The 17,537-nt window shown below is 59.4% G+C and carries 7 protein-coding genes and 3 rRNA genes; 4 read left to right on the top strand and 6 right to left on the bottom strand.

Going from position 1 to position 17,537, the window contains the following annotated elements; genetic code table 11:
• Nucleotides 1–328 precede the first annotated feature (328 nt).
• The 4 genes from eat to AAY81_RS07650 all read left to right on the top strand — a co-directional run bounded on the left by eat (nucleotide 329) and on the right by AAY81_RS07650 (nucleotide 4,580).
• On the top strand, nucleotides 329–1,768 hold the full coding sequence (gene eat / locus AAY81_RS07635) for an ethanolamine permease (RefSeq protein WP_066663487.1): 1,440 nt from the start codon (nucleotides 329–331) through the stop codon (nucleotides 1,766–1,768).
• Nucleotides 1,769–1,834: 66 nt separating this feature from the next.
• Nucleotides 1,835–3,196, top strand: coding sequence for an aspartate aminotransferase family protein (locus AAY81_RS07640; RefSeq protein ID WP_066663494.1), 1,362 nt, complete (start codon nucleotides 1,835–1,837; stop codon nucleotides 3,194–3,196).
• Between the two features lie 12 nt (nucleotides 3,197–3,208).
• Entirely contained in the window at nucleotides 3,209–4,207 is a 999-nt protein-coding gene (locus AAY81_RS07645; RefSeq protein ID WP_066663496.1) for a phosphotransferase enzyme family protein, read from the top strand.
• A 31-nt stretch (nucleotides 4,208–4,238) separates the two neighbouring features.
• The gene (locus AAY81_RS07650) at nucleotides 4,239–4,580 is read left to right on the top strand and encodes a P-II family nitrogen regulator (protein WP_066663499.1); all 342 of its coding nucleotides are present in this window, start codon (nucleotides 4,239–4,241) and stop codon (nucleotides 4,578–4,580) included.
• 151 nt (nucleotides 4,581–4,731) lie between these two features.
• Here AAY81_RS07650 and AAY81_RS07655 read toward each other — a convergent pair whose 3' ends face one another.
• From AAY81_RS07655 to AAY81_RS07680, 6 genes are all read right to left on the bottom strand, one after another.
• Nucleotides 4,732–6,174 carry a glutamate synthase subunit beta gene (locus tag AAY81_RS07655; protein ID WP_066663502.1) on the bottom strand — a complete coding sequence of 481 codons (1,443 nt, stop codon included), beginning with the start codon at nucleotides 6,172–6,174 and terminating at the stop codon, nucleotides 4,732–4,734.
• A complete protein-coding gene (gene gltB, locus AAY81_RS07660; protein WP_205630819.1) occupies nucleotides 6,167–10,873 on the bottom strand; it encodes a glutamate synthase large subunit in 4,707 nt (1,568 codons plus the stop codon). Before gltB ends, AAY81_RS07655 begins: the two co-directional genes overlap by 8 nt.
• 191 nt (nucleotides 10,874–11,064) lie before the next feature.
• Nucleotides 11,065–11,856 (bottom strand): N-acetylmuramoyl-L-alanine amidase, encoded by a 792-nt coding sequence (locus AAY81_RS07665; RefSeq protein ID WP_066663504.1) that lies wholly within the window; start codon nucleotides 11,854–11,856, stop codon nucleotides 11,065–11,067.
• Between the two features lie 241 nt (nucleotides 11,857–12,097).
• Nucleotides 12,098–12,211, bottom strand: a 5S ribosomal RNA gene (gene rrf / locus AAY81_RS07670).
• Nucleotides 12,212–12,325: 114 nt separating this feature from the next.
• A 23S ribosomal RNA gene (locus tag AAY81_RS07675) occupies nucleotides 12,326–15,295 on the bottom strand.
• Nucleotides 15,296–15,552: 257 nt separating this feature from the next.
• Nucleotides 15,553–17,058: ribosomal RNA gene (locus AAY81_RS07680) — 16S ribosomal RNA — on the bottom strand.
• Together the 16S, 23S and 5S rRNA genes form the textbook arrangement of a ribosomal RNA operon.
• Nucleotides 17,059–17,537 lie beyond the last annotated feature (479 nt).

Below are 17,537 nucleotides of genomic sequence, written 5' to 3' on the forward strand. Positions count from 1 at the left end.
AGAATAGGCAAAGAGGGGGTGTAAATCTCCGTCCATGGCGGCGTAATTTAGCGCGCGAATGGGCTCACCCGCCTAGTCCGCTGCGGACGGATTCGCTTCATAACCGCAGCTAGAAGGGTTGACTAGGCCCCCTTTTGTTCACACGCCCGAAACAAACGAACGAAACGCATGAAGGAAATGCGCACGCTTGATTTCAGGCATGTAAACGCACGAACCAGAAACAAATTCGAAACCAGGGCAAACCTATACTCGCCGCATACCGCCGACGGAAGCGGTCTTGGCCAGACCGCACCTCGTACCCCCTATCGCAGAAAGGATGTGGTCGTCCATGACGCCACCATCTAGCGCAATCGCAATCGGGCCCGAACGCGCCGAATCCAGCGAGTACTTCGAGAAGAGATCGCTGAAGAAAGGCGCCGTTAATTGGGTGCTTCTTATGAGCCTGGGCGTCGCCTACGTTATCTCGGGTGACTTTTCGGGCTGGAACTATGGAATCGGAAATGGCGGCTGGATGGGCATGGCCATTGCCTTCGTGGTAATGGGAGCCATGTACCTCTTCATGGTGCTGGGCATTGCGGAAATGTCCTCGGCCATGCCCACCGCAGGTGCCGGCTACGGCTTCGCCCGACGCGCCATGGGGCGCATCGGCGGTGCGCTCACAGGATTCTCCATCCTGATCGAATACACTATCTGCCCCGCCGCCATTTCCACGTTCATCGCCGCATACGTACATGACCTGGGACTCTTTGCGGACGTTCCCTCGTACGCCATCATCGGGTTCTTCTTCATCATCCTGGTAGGCATACACATCTTCGGTGTCGGCGAAGCCTTGAAGCTCATTCTGGGAATCACCGTCGTGGCCATGATCGCCCTGCTCGCGTTCGTATTCGGAATGATTCCGCATTTCGACGCCGCCAACCTCTTCGACATTGCCCCCGCCGTAGCCGACGGAACCACCATGCTGCCCTACGGCGCAAGTGGCATCCTGGCAGCGCTGCCTTTCGGCATCTGGCTGTTCCTGGCCATCGAGGGCGTACCCCTGGCCGCCGAAGAATCGGCTAACCCCAAGCGCGACATGCCCCGCGGCATCCTGGCCGCCATCGGCGTGCTCATCGTGACCGGTACGCTCGTTCTGTTCCTGTGCGCTGGTGGCGCAGGCGCGGAATTTGCCGGCGCAGCTCCCGCTCCCCTGGTAGACGCCCTGAACGCCGTTGGCGAAAACAACCTGGCCCTCTTCGTGAACTACGCGGGCTTGGCCGGCCTAATCGCCTCGTTCTTCTCCACCGTATTCAGCAGCTCCCGCCAGGCATTTGCCCTTTCCCGCGCTGGATACCTGCCCAAGTTCCTGTCCGTAACTGGCAATCGCAAGACCCCCTACCTGGCACTCATCATCCTGGGCTTCATCGGCTACGCACTTGCCGTGTTCGTGCAAGACGGAGACGTACTGCTGAACATGGCCGTATTCGCCGCATGCGTTTCCTACGCCATGATGAATCTGTCGCACATCCTGCTGCGCAAGAAGGAGCCCGGCATGGAACGTGGCTTCAAGGCCCCTGGCGGCATCGTGCTCACTTCCATCTCGCTGGTGCTCAGCATCGTCGCCATTGCCTCCACCTTCGTCGTGGATAGCTTCGCTGCTGGCTGCACCCTGCTCGTACTCGCCGGGCTCATGGTGTACTTCTTCCTGTATTCCAGCAAACACCTGGTAGGCAATGCCCCCGAAGAGGAATTCGCCGCCATGGAACAGGCAGCGGCCGAGCTCCGCTAACACCCACCCTACGCCGCGGGCCAAAAAGCCCGGCCCGCGGCACCTTTCGAACTACGAGGAGACGCCATGACGCACACACCCCTAGAAACATCAACCGACGAGAACGTGGGCATTCTGGCTTCGAACAGCTTCGATATGAACAAGCTGGACACCCTGCACGGAACGCTGCACGACCTGGTAGCCCAACGTGAGGTACTGGGCCCCTGCTATCGCCTGTTCTACCAAAAGCCCCTGCACTTGGTAAGTGGGCGGGGTACCCGCCTATTCGATTCAGACGGAACCGAATACCTAGACATGTACAACAACATCCCCTCCATCGGACACAGCAACCCCTGCGTTACCAAGGCCGTTACCGAACAGCTCACCAAGATCAACACGCATACGCGCTACGTGCATCAAAACATCCTGGCCTACGCAAACGACCTACTTGCCACGCTTCCCCCATCGCTCGACCGCATCATGTTCATGTGCTCAGGCTCGGAAGCGAACGATCTGGCCATCCGCTGCGCGCAGCTATACACCCTTGGCGAAGGCATTATCGTTACCGCCGAGGCATACCACGGCAATACCGCTCTCGTATCGGGAGTATCGCCTTCCATCGGCAAGGACGTTCCCATGAGCCCCACTATGCGCATGATCCCCACCCCCGACACCTACCGCCTGGGCACCGACGACATCGGCACCTGGATGCGCGATCGCGTAGCGGAACAGATTGCCGATATGAAGCGTCATGGCATTCGATTTGCCGGCGTCCTCTTCGACAGCATCTTCTCGTCGGATGGCGTCATCCCCGGCAAGCCGGGATTCCTGCAGCCCGTTATCGACCTGGTGCACGCCGAAGGCGGCCTCTACATCGCCGACGAAGTGCAGCCCGGGTTCTGCCGCACGGGTGATACATTCTGGGGCTTCCAGCGCCACGACATCACCCCCGACATCGTGACGATGGGCAAACCCATGGCCAACGGCATTGCCTGTTCGGGCATGGCCATTCGCCACGACGTGCTCGAAGCATTCGCCGAACGCAATCCGTACTTCAATACCTTCGCAGGGAACCCCGTGGCAATGGCCGCCGCACAGGCCGTATTGGACTACCTGCGTGAGCATGACATGCTTAGCCACGTCAGCCACATGGGAAAACTGCTCGTAAACGGCATTTCGAACCTTGCGAAAGAGCATCCCTGCCTGGGCGACGTTCGCGGCGCGGGCCTTTTCACGGGCACCGACATCGTTATCCCCGGAACGAAAGACCCCGACCGCGCCACGGCGGTAAAGCTCATCGAAGCACTGCGCGAGCATCATGTGCTCATTTCGCTGTGCGGTCCTTATGGCAGCGTGCTGAAAGTACGCCCGCCCTTGGTATTCAGCGAAAGCGACCTTGATTTCTTCCTGAGCGCACTCGACGCATCCCTAACGGACATCGGCAAATAGAACGGACCCATCATGGCAAACAATTTCGAAAACCCCGAGCTGTTCCAGCAAGCTGCAGCTATGGCCGCACGTCGCTACCCCTTCGAGCGAAGCGATGCAAAGCTACTCGCCTTCTCGGAAAACGCCACGTATCTCATCTTCGACCCCGAAACGAACGAGCGACTTTGCGTCATGCGCGTAGGCCGCCCCGGCTACCACACGCTCGAGGAATACGAGAGCGAAATCGCCTGGCTTCGTCAGATTAACGACTACACGCCGTTGAAGGTAGCCAATCCCATCCCCGCCACCGACGGCAGCTACATCCAGCAGGTAGAGCTGGAGGGCACAACGTATTACTGCGTGGCAACCGAATTCCTAACGGGCACCACGCTGGAACAGGACGATAACCCCGCCGCCGCACCGCAGCACTTCGAAATGCTCGGCGAGGTAACCGCATACCTGCATCGCCAAACCGAAATCTGGAACGGGACGAAAGACATCAAGCGCTTCCATTGGGACACCGAGAACATGATTGGCGAGAATGCGATCTGGGGCGACTGGCACGCCTACCCCGACATGACGGACGAAGAAGTAGCCAAGATCGAGCAGTGCTGCGAAATCATCAAACGCCGTCTCGATCGCTATGGCAAGACGCCCCAGAACTACGGCGTCATCCACGCCGACCTGCGTGACACGAACATCCTGGTAGAGGGGGACGCCATTAAGGTCATCGACTTCGACGACTTCGGATTTGGATGGCACGTGCACGACCTGGCAAGCGCGCTTACGTTCATCGAGGAACGAGACGAAGTCCCCGACCTGGTGAACGCGTGGCTTACGGGATACCGCAAAGTCCTACCCTTCACCGACACCGACTTCGTGGAAATCGACACGTTCATCCTGCAGCGCCGCATCCAGATGCTCGCCTGGATGGCAAGTCACCAGGATTCGACGCCCGTGCAAGGCTACATGCAAGGGTACATGGAAGGCACGATGGGCCTGGTCGACCGCTACCTACGCCTCTTTGGCTAAGAGCAAGCGATCGAAGAAAGGAAGAACACCGATGAAGGAAATTGAAATCATCATCAATGGCGACAAGCTCGACCGCGTCAAGCGCATCCTGTCGGGCTTCAGCGATAACGGCATCTTCGTCACGCAGGGCTTCGGCTATGGCCACCAGCATGGCTTTCACCAGGTATACACCCGCGACGACTCGCGCGGCGTGAACCTGCTGCCCAAGGTTTCCGTGCGCACCGTGGTCGCAGACGACCTAGTAGACCCCATTGTGGACGAAGCGGTAGCCAGCATGAACAACGCCACCTTCGGCGATGGCAAGATATTCATTCGCCCCATCGAGGATGCCATCCGCGTGCGCACCGACGAACGCGGAGACGAAGCGCTCTAGCATCCTCTCTTGCCATCCATCCAGCAAAAGACCCCGCTTGCGGGGTCTTTTCATGCCTACGACAAGGGGCGCACTACAATGCTTCGCGCATTCAAGGCGCAAAAAGGAGCCGATTCCGTAGAATCGGCTCCCCCATCGAGCACCGGAGATCCTAAAGTAGGATGTTGGCAATCTCTCCGGCGCAAACGATAGCATCAGCCATGGCGTTCGCAACCAACGACGACCCCATATGGGCGTCGCCCGCAACGAATACCGGTTTCGGCAAAGCGGATTCCGCCCTGTGCGTACCGCCTACGGTAACGGGAATTCCACGCGCCTCGTCGACGGAAACGGAGAAGGCGTCCATGAGCGGCGCCTCCACGCCCGTGAAGCCCTTGGCCACAAGAACCAGTTGAGCAGGAAGCTCATAGGGCTCACCCACATGGGCGCCCGCATCCTGCCGCGCCTTCAGACGAGCAGCACGCACGGCGCCATTCTCGACCAGGAACTCCAGGGTATCCGTGGCAAACAGACGGGGGTCCTCCCCCTGCATGGCCTGCGCTTCCTCATGGCCATATTCCATAACATCGATACGGGGCCATTCGGGCCACGCATTGGATTGGCCACGCTGCGTCGGCGCCTGAGCCGCACGAATAACCTGATGAACGCTGTGGGCCCCCTGGCGCAATGCAGTGGCCACGCAGTCGCAACCCGTATCACCGCCGCCGATTACCAACACGTCTTTGCCCTGAGCGCTCATGGCGGGGACATGCCCATCGAGCACCGAACGCGTAGCCTCCGTAAGATAGGCAACCGCCGGGTATACGCCCTGGGCATCCTCCCCAGGAACCCCCACCGTACGGGCACGCGTTGCACCACAAGCAAGGGCCACGACATCGCAATCGTCAAGCAGCTTGCTGGCAACCGTCGGGTCAGCGCAATCGCTCGAGAGCACGAATTCAACGCCACTTTCCCGCATGAGGCGGATGCGACGCTCAACAATATCTTTGGGAAGCTTCATGGCGGGAATGCCATACGTAAGCAAGCCGCCCACGCGATCGGCACGTTCCACCACGCGTACGCGTAGGCCAAGGCGCGTAAGCTCCCATGCAAGCGCAAGGCCAGCCGGCCCCGAACCCACGACGCCAACCAGCGGAGCAGTCTCGGCTGCGCGCGGCAGGGGCTTACGCAGGCCCACAGACCACGCGTGTTCGTCGACTGCGAGCATGTCTTCTCGAATGCTCACCGGTGCATCATGCTCACCCAAATTGCACGCCTTCTCGCACATGGCCGGACATACGCGCCCCGTAAATTCCGGGAAGGGATTGGTAAGCGACAACCTTTCAGCCGCATCTTCCCAACGGCCTTGCCACACTAGGTCCTGCACCTCGGGGATGAGGTTATGCAACGGGCACCCCACCGCACGCGTTCCGCCAAAGGAAAGACCAGCCTGACAAAACGGCACACCGCAATCCATACAACGCGAGGCCTGCACGCGCTGCTCTTCTTGGGTCAGCGATACGGCAATGGCTTCGAAATCCTGTACTGACTCTTCGCACGGGCGACGCAAGCGCCCCACGCGTTCCTGCGTGAGAAATGCTCCTGGCTTACCCACGATGCGCTCCTTCCCTCATGCGCTCGAGCGCGATCTCCACGGCCTCGTCGTGGGGAACACCCTGCGACTCGGCTTCTTCCACATACGCGAGCACGCGCTCGTACTCAACGGGAATAACCTTTGCGAATTTGCCCGCAATATCACGGAACTTGTACGACATCATGATGCCCAGCGGACTCTGCGTACGACGCACGTGCTCCGAAATGAGCTCCTCGATGAGGGCGATATCGGCCTCGCTTGGCTGCGTAATGCGCACCATGTCGCGATTGCAACGCGCTTCGAGCGTGCCCTCTTCGTCATATACATACGCCACGCCACCACTCATGCCGGCGGCGAAGTTCATACCCACCTCGCCAAGCGAGAGGACCGTACCGCCCGTCATGTATTCGCAGCCGCATGCGCCCATGCCTTCCACGACCAACGTAGCGCCCGAGTTACGCACGCCAAAGCGCTGGCCAGCGAGGCCATTCACGAAACCCTTGCCACCCGTGGCGCCATAGAAGGCAACGTTGCCCACGGCCATATTCTCGTCGGGGCGATAACGCGCGCCACGCGGGGGCGCAATGGAGAGCACACCACCAGAAAGCCCCTTGCCAAAATAGTCGTTCGCATCACCGGCAATGGAGAACGTCACGCCCGCAGGCAGAAACGCGCCGAAACTCATGCCCGCCGAGCCCTCACACTCCACCAGCAGGCTATCCTCGGGCAGACCTTCGGGATGTGCAGCGGTAACCGCACTGCCAAGCATGGTGCCCACACAGCGATTCACGTTGTCGATTTCCACCTTGAACTGACTACGAGAAAGCGTATCGCGCGCATCCTGCGTAAACGGTAGCAACAGCGTTGCGTCCAACGTGGCACCCAAATGATGGTCGGGGGCCATAGCAGGCAGCGAACGCGGCGCATCGGCACCTTCGATGCCGGCGCCAAACTCGATGCGCGGCGTCGTAAGCAGCGGAGAAAGGTCGACGCGTTGCGCCTTCCAGCTGTTCGTACGCGCATGCTGGCGCAGGCAATCGACGCGGCCAACCATCTCGTCGACGCTGCGGAAACCAAGCTGGGCCATGATTTCTCGCAGTTGCTCGGCAATAAACAGCAGATAACGTTCCACGTATTCCGGCTTACCCGCAAATCGATTGCGCAGGCAGCAGTTCTGCGTGGCAATGCCCACAGGACACGTATCCTGCTGGCAGTCACGCTGCATGAGGCACCCCAGCGAAACGAGCACGCCTGTGGCGAAGCCGAATTCCTCGGCACCCAAAAGGGCCGCCATGGCCACATCGCGACCGTCGAGCAGCTTGCCGTCGGCCTCGAGCACCACGCGACTGCGCAGGCCATTGCGCACGAGGGTCTGCTGCGTTTCGGCCAGGCCAAGCTCCAACGGCAGGCCCGCATGGTAAATGCTATCGCGCGGAGCGGCGCCCGTGCCGCCATTGCTTCCCGAGATGAGAATCTTCTCGGCGCCACCCTTCGCCACGCCCGTGGCGATAGTACCTACGCCTGCTTCGCTTACCAGCTTCACGCTTATACGCGCCTTCGGATTGGCGTTCTTGGCGTCGAAGATAAGCTCGGCCAGGTCTTCGATGGAATAGATATCGTGATGCGGCGGAGGCGAGATGAGGCCCACACCCGGCGTGCTGCGGCGCACGCGCGCAATCCACGGCCAGACCTTCTTTCCCGGCAGATGACCGCCCTCGCCGGGCTTCGCACCCTGGGCAAGCTTGATCTGAATCTCATCCGCACTCATAAGATAGCGACTCGTAACGCCGAAACGGCCCGAGGCAATCTGCTTGATGGCGCTGCGCTTGCTGTCGCCATTCGGAAGCAGCGTCTCGCGCAACGGATTTTCGCCACCTTCGCCGCTATTGCTGCGTCCGCCCAGACGGTTCATCGCAATGGCGATGCATTCATGGGCTTCCTGGGAAATGGAACCATAGCTCATGGCGCCCGTATTGAACCTGCGCACGATATCGCTGGCGGGTTCTACCTCGTCGATGGAAATGGCCTGACCAGGAACGAATTCCAGGAGGTCACGCAGCAGGATGCTGCGCCCTTCGGGATGAATGGCATGACTAAACTCCTTGAACAGCGCATAGTCGTTGTCGCGTACGCAACGCTGCAATAGGTAGATGCTCTGCGGGTTCAAGATATGGCTCTCGCCACCCACGGGACGCCATTTCGTAACGCCCGAAGAAGGAAGCTGGCCCGGCGCGGGACTCTGCTCCATATTCAGGGCGACTTGATAGCGTTCCTCGCACTCACGCTGAATATCCGCCAGACCCAAGCCACCAATACGGCTTACCGTACGTGCAAAGCAGCGATTCACCACCGCTTCATCGAGTCCTACGATTTCGAATACCTGCGCGGAATGGTAGCCCTGCATTGTGCTGATGCCCATCTTGGCCATAATGTGCACGATGCCAGCGACGCACGCGCGATTGTAGCGCTCAACGGCCTCATCGACGCTACCCTGCAACGCGCCCGATGCCACCAGGTCGGCAATGCACTCATGCGCCACATACGGGCAGATTCCACTCGCCGAGTAGCCCACAAGCACCGCAAAGTCATGAGGCGTGATAGCGTCACCGCTCTCTACGATGATATCGGTACGCATGCGCAATCCCACGCGCAGCAAGTGATTGTGCACCGCACCAACGGCAAGCACGGAAGGAATGGGCATCTCGCCTTCGCCCACCCTGTCACTGAGAGCCAAGATATTCGCACCCTCGCGCACCGCCGCCTCTGCCTGCTTTTCCAAGGCAGACAGCGCCGCCTCCAAGGCATCGGGGCCAGCATTTCGCTTCACCACGGCACTCAAACGCACGGCTTTGAAGCCCTGCCTACGTACCGCACACAAAGCGTTGAACTCGCGCTGAGTAAGCAGGGGCGTCTGCAGGCGAATAACGCGACAGTTCGCGCGCGTGTCCTCCAGGAAATTGCCGCGATTGCCCACGTACAGCATAGTGGAGGTAATGTAACTCTCACGCAACGCATCAATGGGCGGATTCGTTACCTGCGCGAACAGCTGATTGAAGTAGTCGTACAGCCGACGACTCTTGTCTGAGAGCACCGCCAGGGCCACGTCGGTTCCCATGGAGGCAAGCGGGGTCTTGCCGTCGCGCGCCATGGGCAGCAGCGCCTCTTCGATATCATCGTAGCGAAAGCCATGAATGGCCATCTTCTTCGGAAGGGGCAGCGCTTCATCACGCTGCGCCTTCGGCTCATCCACATCATCGTTCAGAAGATCGCCCATCTCCAGCGCGCACGCATCCAACCAGGCACGATAGGGCTTCTCGTTGGCGAAGGCGTCTTTCACCTCGTCGTTGCGCAACACGCGACCGCGCTTCGGATCGACCATAAGCACTTCGCCCGGCCCCAGGCAGCCTGCCTCCAGAATGTCCTGCGGCTTGATATCCAGGGCGCCCACTTCGCTCGACAGGATGAGGCGGTCGTCGTTCGTAATGTAAAAACGCGCCGGACGCAAGCCATTGCGATCAAGCGCCGCACCCGTGATTTCGCCATCGGTAAACGCCAGAGCAGCAGGACCATCCCAAGCTTCCATAACCATCGACTGATAGGCGTCCCAGTCGCGACGACGCTCGGAAAGGGCATCGTTGTGATCCCACGGTTCGGGAACCGCCATGGAAACGCTGCGCATGAGCGAACGTCCGTTCATGACCATGAACTCGATGACGTTATCGAGCATGGCCGAGTCGGACCCCTCCGACTCGATAATGGGCAACACGCTCTTCAAATCCTCGCCCAGTACCGGGGAATACAGGCCTGGCTCGCGCGCGCGAATCCAGTTCACGTTACCGCGCAGCGTATTGATTTCGCCATTATGAACCATAAACCTATTCGGATGCGCACGCTCCCACGAGGGCGTAGTGTTAGTGGAATAGCGCGAATGGACGAGCGCGACAGCCGTTTCAGTAGAGGCATCACCCAGGTCACGATAGAAACGACGAAGCTGTGTGGAGAGAAGCATGCCCTTGTACACGATGGTACGCGCGCTCATGGAGCATACGTAGAAGATCTTGCCATCGAGCGCCGCCTGCCCATGAGCCGACTTCTCGATATCGCGACGGCAGACGTACAGCATGCGCTCGAATTCCATGCCGCGGCTTGCGCTCTCGGGGCGCGCCAAAAACGCCTGCAAAATGGTGGGCATGCACGATTTGGCTGTTTCACCCAGATCGTGGGCATCTACGGGCACCTCGCGCCAAAACATAAGCCGCAGGCCATGACGTGCGCAGCCATCCTCGAACAGGCGCTTGGCATCCGCCACGCCCTGCTCGTCACGCGGGAAAAAGAGCATAGCCACACCATAGTCGCCTTCTTCGGGAAGGATGCAGCCGCACTTCTGCGCTTCCTTGCGGAAGAACCTATGCGGCACCTGCAGCAAAATGCCCGCGCCGTCACCCGTGTTGCTTTCCAGGCCCGTGCCACCACGATGCTCGAGGTTTACAAGCGTAGAGAGCGCATCATCAACCATTTGATGCGAACGCACGCCATTCAAATGCGCAAGCGCGCCAATACCGCACGCATCATGCTCGAACTCGCTTCGATACAGAGACGGCTCCCCTACGCCGCCCTCGCGCGATTTGCGCGCATCACGCATTCCACCCCACGATGCCACCTGAGAGTTCGCCCCGCAATCGGCAGCGCCCCCGCTAGCCTGGTATTGGGTCATGTCCATTCCACCTACTACTCGTCGTATGTACAGTTGTCCGAGTATCGTACCTACGCCGTGTCACAGGAATGTTTTAGGGAGGTTTCAAACAGGTTAAATGGAGGCGTTAGACGTACGTCGCCACAAACGTTTGCCGCGAATCAGCGACATACGCGTATGTCGAAGCGAAAACATCTGGAAAGGAGGCCACGCGAACGCTAACCATGCGTGCGATGATCGCGATAATTAGCCAGATAGGTGGCAAATTCTTCGCTTGTATCGGAATTGCCCTCACGCCACATCTTGTGATCGATTATCTCCCCAGCAGAACCGCCATAGTAAGCATCGAGATAAGCGATGAGAGAGTCGAGCGCCGCAAGTTGAGCTTCGGGATAGTCGCCTTCCCCTCCCACATGAATCATCTCGATGCCAATCGACCACGCATTCATACCGTAATCCGTGTAATGGCTGGTAGACTTACGCCCCAGTAAATCATCGCGGCCGTCCTCGCTGATTCCGAAGCGATCATTTGCGTTCCCGCTCCCCCACCCTGCATGATGAGCAATCTTGTCCAGCGGAACGCACTGCACGATGCTGCCATCCTTACCAATCACGAAGTGCGCGGCAATAAGATTGCTGCTATTCTCCCAGGATGAGACAACCCCCTGAGGCGTGCCGCCACCCTCGGTGTCATGCAGAACGATATATCGTTGATATTCAGAGCCCTTGTCCCCATGCTGCAGGTCATCGTAGTAGATTTCAGTGATTTCGGGCTTTACGCCCTCGGAGCTTGAAGCAATGTTTTCTTGCGGGGCAGGTTCTTCCGCGACGGTAGGAGCGACATTCTCATTGGATTTTGTCTGAGCATCCTCGTCGACGAGCGCATCCGATACGACTACCTCTTCCATCGAATCAGACGAGTTACCCGAGGCTTCCTGAGTTTGAGCACTAGAGCAACCCATCAATAACGCAAGCGACAGCGACAGAGCAAGCGCAAGAACGTGTTTCATAACAGAACGATGGCCTCCGAGTTGAAAGCGAACATGTACTACGTCAACAATAGCAAGAGCATAACGTTGGCGCGCTCATAATCGTGGAACGATGTATTTACAATCGCATTGTCAGGTTCCATCCCGTGATACCAGTTTCAAACCCGCCCCGTCAAAAGACCGGTTCTTTAATGCAAAAAAGAGCCGCCCGGCGGCACGGGAGTGCCAGCCAGGCGGCCCCATGGCATGGAAATGCCCCCCATGAGCGCGACGCCCTATCCTCCCACGGACTACACCGCAGTACTTTCGGCGAGGAGGGGCTTAACTGCCGAGTTCGGAATGGGATCGGGTGATCCCCCTCTCCATGGTCGCGCTCATGGGGGGCGTTCCCCCAAATCGCTCGTTATGCGATTGTCAGGTGCTGGCGGGAGCCGGCTACCCTGGGTGCCGCATAGCGTTCGGTTGATCCTTGACTAGATATGCGCGATGTGAATAGAAGAGCTCGGGCTATTAGTACCGCTCGCCTGAACGCCTCGCGGCGCTTGCAGCTGCGGCCTATCGACCAGGTAGTCTACCTGGGCCCTTACCGAAAGGAGAACTCATCTTGGAGACGGCTTCCCACTTAGATGCTTTCAGCGGTTATCCGTTCCGGACGTAGCTAGCCGGCCGTGCCGTTGGTCGACAACCGGGACACCAGAGGTCCGTCCACCCCGGTCCTCTCGTACTAGGGGCGGATCTCCTCAATTCTCCTGCGCCCGCGGAGGATAGGGACCGAACTGTCTCACGACGTTCTGAACCCAGCTCGCGTACCGCTTTAAATGGCGAACAGCCATACCCTTGGGACCGACTTCAGCCCCAGGATGCGATGAGCCGACATCGAGGTGCCAAACCTTGCCGTCGATGTGGACTCTTGGGCAAGATCAGCCTGTTATCCCCGGAGTACCTTTTATCCGTTGAGCGACGGCCATTCCACGCTGTGCCGCCGGATCACTAGAACCTGGTTTCCCATCTGCTCGGCTTGTGGGCCTCGCAGTCAAGCCCGCTTGTACTCTTGTGCTCTGCGAACGGTTGCCGACCGTTCTGAGCGGACCTTGCGCACGCCTCCGTTACTCTTTGGGAGGCGACCGCCCCAGTCAAACTACCCACCTGGCACGGTCCTCGCGCCGGATCACGGCCGCGAGTTAGGCCGCCAGTGCGCCGGGGGTGGTATTCCAAGGATGGCTCCACCGGGGCTGGCGCCCCGGCTTCGAAGCCTCCCACCTATCCTCTACGCGCCGCACCAACGGCCAATGCCAAGCTGTAGTAAAGGTTCACGGGGTCTTTCCGTCCTTCCGCGGGTAATTCGCATCTTCACGAATAATACAATTTCACCGGGTCCATGGTTGAGACAGCGCCCAAGTCGTTACGCCATTCGTGCAGGTCGGAACTTACCCGACAAGGAATTTCGCTACCTTAGGACCGTTATAGTTACGGCCGCCGTTTACCGGGGCTTGGCTTCGGTGCTTCGCCTTGCGGCTAACACCTCCGCGTAACCTTCCGGCACCGGGCAGGCGTCAGACCCTATACATCGCCTTGCGGCTTCGCAGAGTCCTGTGTTTTTGATAAACAGTCGCTTGGGCCGTTTCGCTGCGACCCCCATGGGCTTGGGGAGCAAGTCCCTTCACCCTCAGGGGCACTCCTTCTCCCGAAGTTACGGAGTCAGTATGCCGAGTTCCTTAACCATGGTTCTCCCGATCGCCTCGGTATGCTCTACCCGCCCACCTGTGTCGGTTTTGGTACGGGCACCGTGTGCCTGCTTAGGGGTTTTTCCAGGAAGCATGGACTCGGCGGCTTCACCCATTCGCTTCGTCTCGCGTCTCGGGCTCGATGCGTCGCTGGTTTCCATGCGACGCGCCCTACGCGCTTTCACGGGGACGTCCAGAACCCCGCCCGCCTATCCTTCTCCGTCGCCCCATCGTCGTGACGGCAACACGATGGTACGGGAATATCGACCCGTTGTGCATCGGCTACGCCTGCCGGCCTCGCCTTAGCTCCCGACTGACCCTGGGGGGATTAGCCTTCCCCAGGAAACCTTGGGCATACGGCGGCAGAGTTTCTCGCTCTGCTCTCGTTACTCATGCCAGCATTCTCACTTCCGAGAAGTCCACAGGGCGTTACCGCGCCTGCTTCGCCCCTCTCGGAAAGCTCCCCTACCACTAGAAATCTAGTCCGCCGCTTCGGTGCCGTGCTTAGCCCCGTGAATTGTCGGCGCATGTCCACTTGACCAGTGAGCTGTTACGCACTCTTTAAATGCATGGCTGCTTCTAAGCCAACATCCTGGTTGTCTAGGCAAACGCACATCCTTTGCCACTCAGCACGAACTTGGGGACCTTAGCGGGCGGTCTGGGCTGTTTCCCTCTCGAGCACACAGCTTAGCCCACATGCTCTGACTCCCGGACTCTGGTCCGCCGGTATTCGGAGTTTGGTTCCCCTCGGCAGGCGGTGAAGCCCCCTTGGAGATCCAGTGCTCTACCTCCGGTGGATAACGTCCGAGGCTAGCCCTAAAGCTATTTCGGGGAGAACGAGATATCTCCGGGTTTGATTGGCCTTTCACCCCTATCCTCGGGTCATCCCCTCCGTTTTCAACCGAAGTGGGTTCGGCCCTCCACGCGGTCTTACCCGCGCTTCAGCCTGCCCGAGGATAGCTCACCCGGCTTCGCGTCTGCGGCGCGCGACTCATCGCCCGTTTAAAGACTCGCTTTCGCTGCGGCTCGGTTCCTCCTTAACCTCGCCGCGCACCGCAACTCGCTGGCTCATTCTACAAAAGGCACGCCGTCACACCCCCGTAGGGATGCTCCGACTGCTTGTGGGCGCACGGTTTCAGGTACTGTTTCACTCCCCTCTCGGGGTGCTTTTCACCTTTCCCTCACGGTACTGGTTCGCTATCGGTCACAGGAGAGTGCTCAGCCTTGGAGGGTGGTCCCCCCTGATTCGCACCGGGTTTCACGTGTCCGGCGCTACTCGGGTACGGGACTCGCGGGGGATGCTGATTCGGGTACGGGGCGCTCGCCCTCTTCGGCCCGGCTTCCCAGCCGGTTCCCCTTCAACATCCCTTTATGACCGCGCCAGGCGTCTAGGGCCGCCTGGATGTCCCGCCCCACAACACCGCATGCAGCATCGCCCCTGGGCTGTAACGCATGCATGGGTTTGGGCTGGGTCCGCTTTCGCTCGCCGCTACTCGCGGAGTCTCGGTTGATTTCCTTTCCTCGGGGTACTTAGATGTTTCAGTTCCCCCGGTTGCCCCCGTCCGGCCTATGTGTTCGGCCGGCGGTGCGCGGGTATGGACCCGCGCGGGTTGCCCCATTCGGAGATCCGCGGGTCATAGGCCATTTGCGCCTCACCGCGGCTTATCGCAGCTTGTCACGTCCTTCGTCGACTTCCTGTGCCAAGGCATCCACCGTGCGCCCTCGATATCTTCTTTCCATCGTTCGGATAATCTATCCTATGAGATATAAAAAGTATCTCGGGTATTGCATATCTAATCGTATGCGATCGTGATGCGAATCACCCGCTAGCTTTTCCGCATTGAATTGAAAATTCGATTAGGAGAATCTAGTTTGATGATTCGTCAAAATAGAACGCTATGCAGCTCTCAAGGTGCCGGCGGGTCTCCCCGCCTCCGGGGAGGGCCCCGGAAACCGGATGCTGCGATTAGGAATTGTATTTGAATCTCCCTAGAAAGGAGGTGATCCAGCCGCACCTTCCGGTACGGCTACCTTGTTACGACTTCACCCCCCTCACCCTCCACACCTTCGGCCCCTCCCTCACGAGGTTGGGCCGGGGACTTCGGGTGCAGACGACTCGGGTGGTGTGACGGGCGGTGTGTACAAGGCCCGGGAACGTATTTACCGCGGCGTGCTGATCCGCGATTACTAGCAACTCCGGCTTCGAGGAGGCGGGTTGCAGCCTCCTGTCCGAACTGGGGCCGGCTTTGGGGGATTCGCTCGACCTCGCGGTCTGGCAGCCCTCTGTACCGGCCATTGTAGCACGTGTGCGGCCCAGGGCATAAGGGGCATGATGACTTGACGTCGTCCCCACCTTCCTCCGGCTTGACGCCGGCAGTCCCCCATGAGTCCCCAACCTAATGCTGGCAACATGGGGCAGGGGTTGCGCTCGTTGCGGGACTTAACCCAACATCTCACGACACGAGCTGACGACAGCCATGCACCACCTGCGCGGGCTCCTCTCGGCCACCGGGTTTCCCCGGCTTCACCCGCATGTCAAGCCCTGGTAAGGTTCTTCGCGTTGCTTCGAATTAAGCCACATGCTCCGCTGCTTGTGCGGGCCCCCGTCAATTCCTTTGAGTTTTAGCCTTGCGGCCGTACTCCCCAGGCGGGGCACTTAATGCGTTAGCTGCGGCGCGGAGGAAAGGCTCCCCCACACCTAGTGCCCATCGTTTACGGCCGGGACTACCAGGGTATCTAATCCTGTTCGCTCCCCCGGCTTTCGCACCTCAGCGTCAGTCGCGGCCCAGAAGACTGCCTTCGCCATCGGTGTTCTTCCCAATATCTGCGCATTTCACCGCTACACTGGGAATTCCGTCTTCCTCTACCGAACTCGAGCCGGCCAGTTCGGGATCCGGCCGGAGGTTGAGCCCCCGGATTTGAGATCCCGCTTGGCCAGCCGCCTACGCGCGCTTTACGCCCAATGAATCCGGATAACGCTCGCTCCCTACGTATTACCGCGGCTGCTGGCACGTAGTTAGCCGGAGCTTCTTCTGCAGGTACCGTCATGTTTCTTCCCTGCTGAAAGCGGTTTACAACCCTAGGGCCTTCATCCCGCACGCGGCGTTGCTGCGTCAGGGTTTCCCCCATTGCGCAAAATTCCCCACTGCTGCCTCCCGTAGGAGTCTGGGCCGTATCTCAGTCCCAATGTGGCCGATCGACCTCTCAGTCCGGCTACCCATCGCGGGCACGGTGGGCCGTTACCCCGCCGTCTACCTAATGGGCCGCGACCCCATCCCCCGCCGCCTGGGCTTTCCCGGCCCCTCCATGCGGAGGGCCCGGAGTATTGGGTATTAGCCGGGCTTTCGCCCGGTTATCCCCATGCGGGGGGAAGGTTGGTCACGTGTTACTCACCCGTTCGCCACTCTATGACCGCCCGAAGGCGGGTTATTCGTTCGACTTGCATGTGTTAGGCACGCCGCCAGCGTTCATCCTGAGCCAGGATCAAACTCTCCGTTGAAATGGAGCGGAAGCGAACTTCCGCGTCAAGTCTCCGTGTGAGTCGGATCTTGTATGTGCGAATCCTGATGGATTCAAAAAGTTAGAATTGAATTCGAGCTCGCCTCCCCGTTGGAGGCGAACATGCTCGCTAGCTTGATTCTTCCTATCGCAGTATCCGGTTTTCAAGGTCCTCCGGCGGCTTCCGCCGCCGCCGTTCCGAACTTGCTCCGTTCGAAGCGGCGAGTTGATATATTACGGATACCCCGCCCCGGATGCATTCCTTATTTTCAGGTACACGAAGCGTGCACAAACACCCGGGGGCGTGGTATGTACTTTCCTGGGAAAACAGCCTTTTGACCTGCGACGCTGTTTTGTGGACGACCCATGAACGCGCCATTTGCGGTAGCAAAAGGCGCAGGGTTCGCCCCTCTGTACGCCCCACTTTTCGCCCTAAAGGAATCTCGCTTTCTGGCTACCCGCATCTATCTATATATAAGT

This window comes from Denitrobacterium detoxificans (assembly GCF_001643775.1).
Lineage (GTDB): Bacteria > Actinomycetota > Coriobacteriia > Coriobacteriales > Eggerthellaceae > Denitrobacterium > Denitrobacterium detoxificans.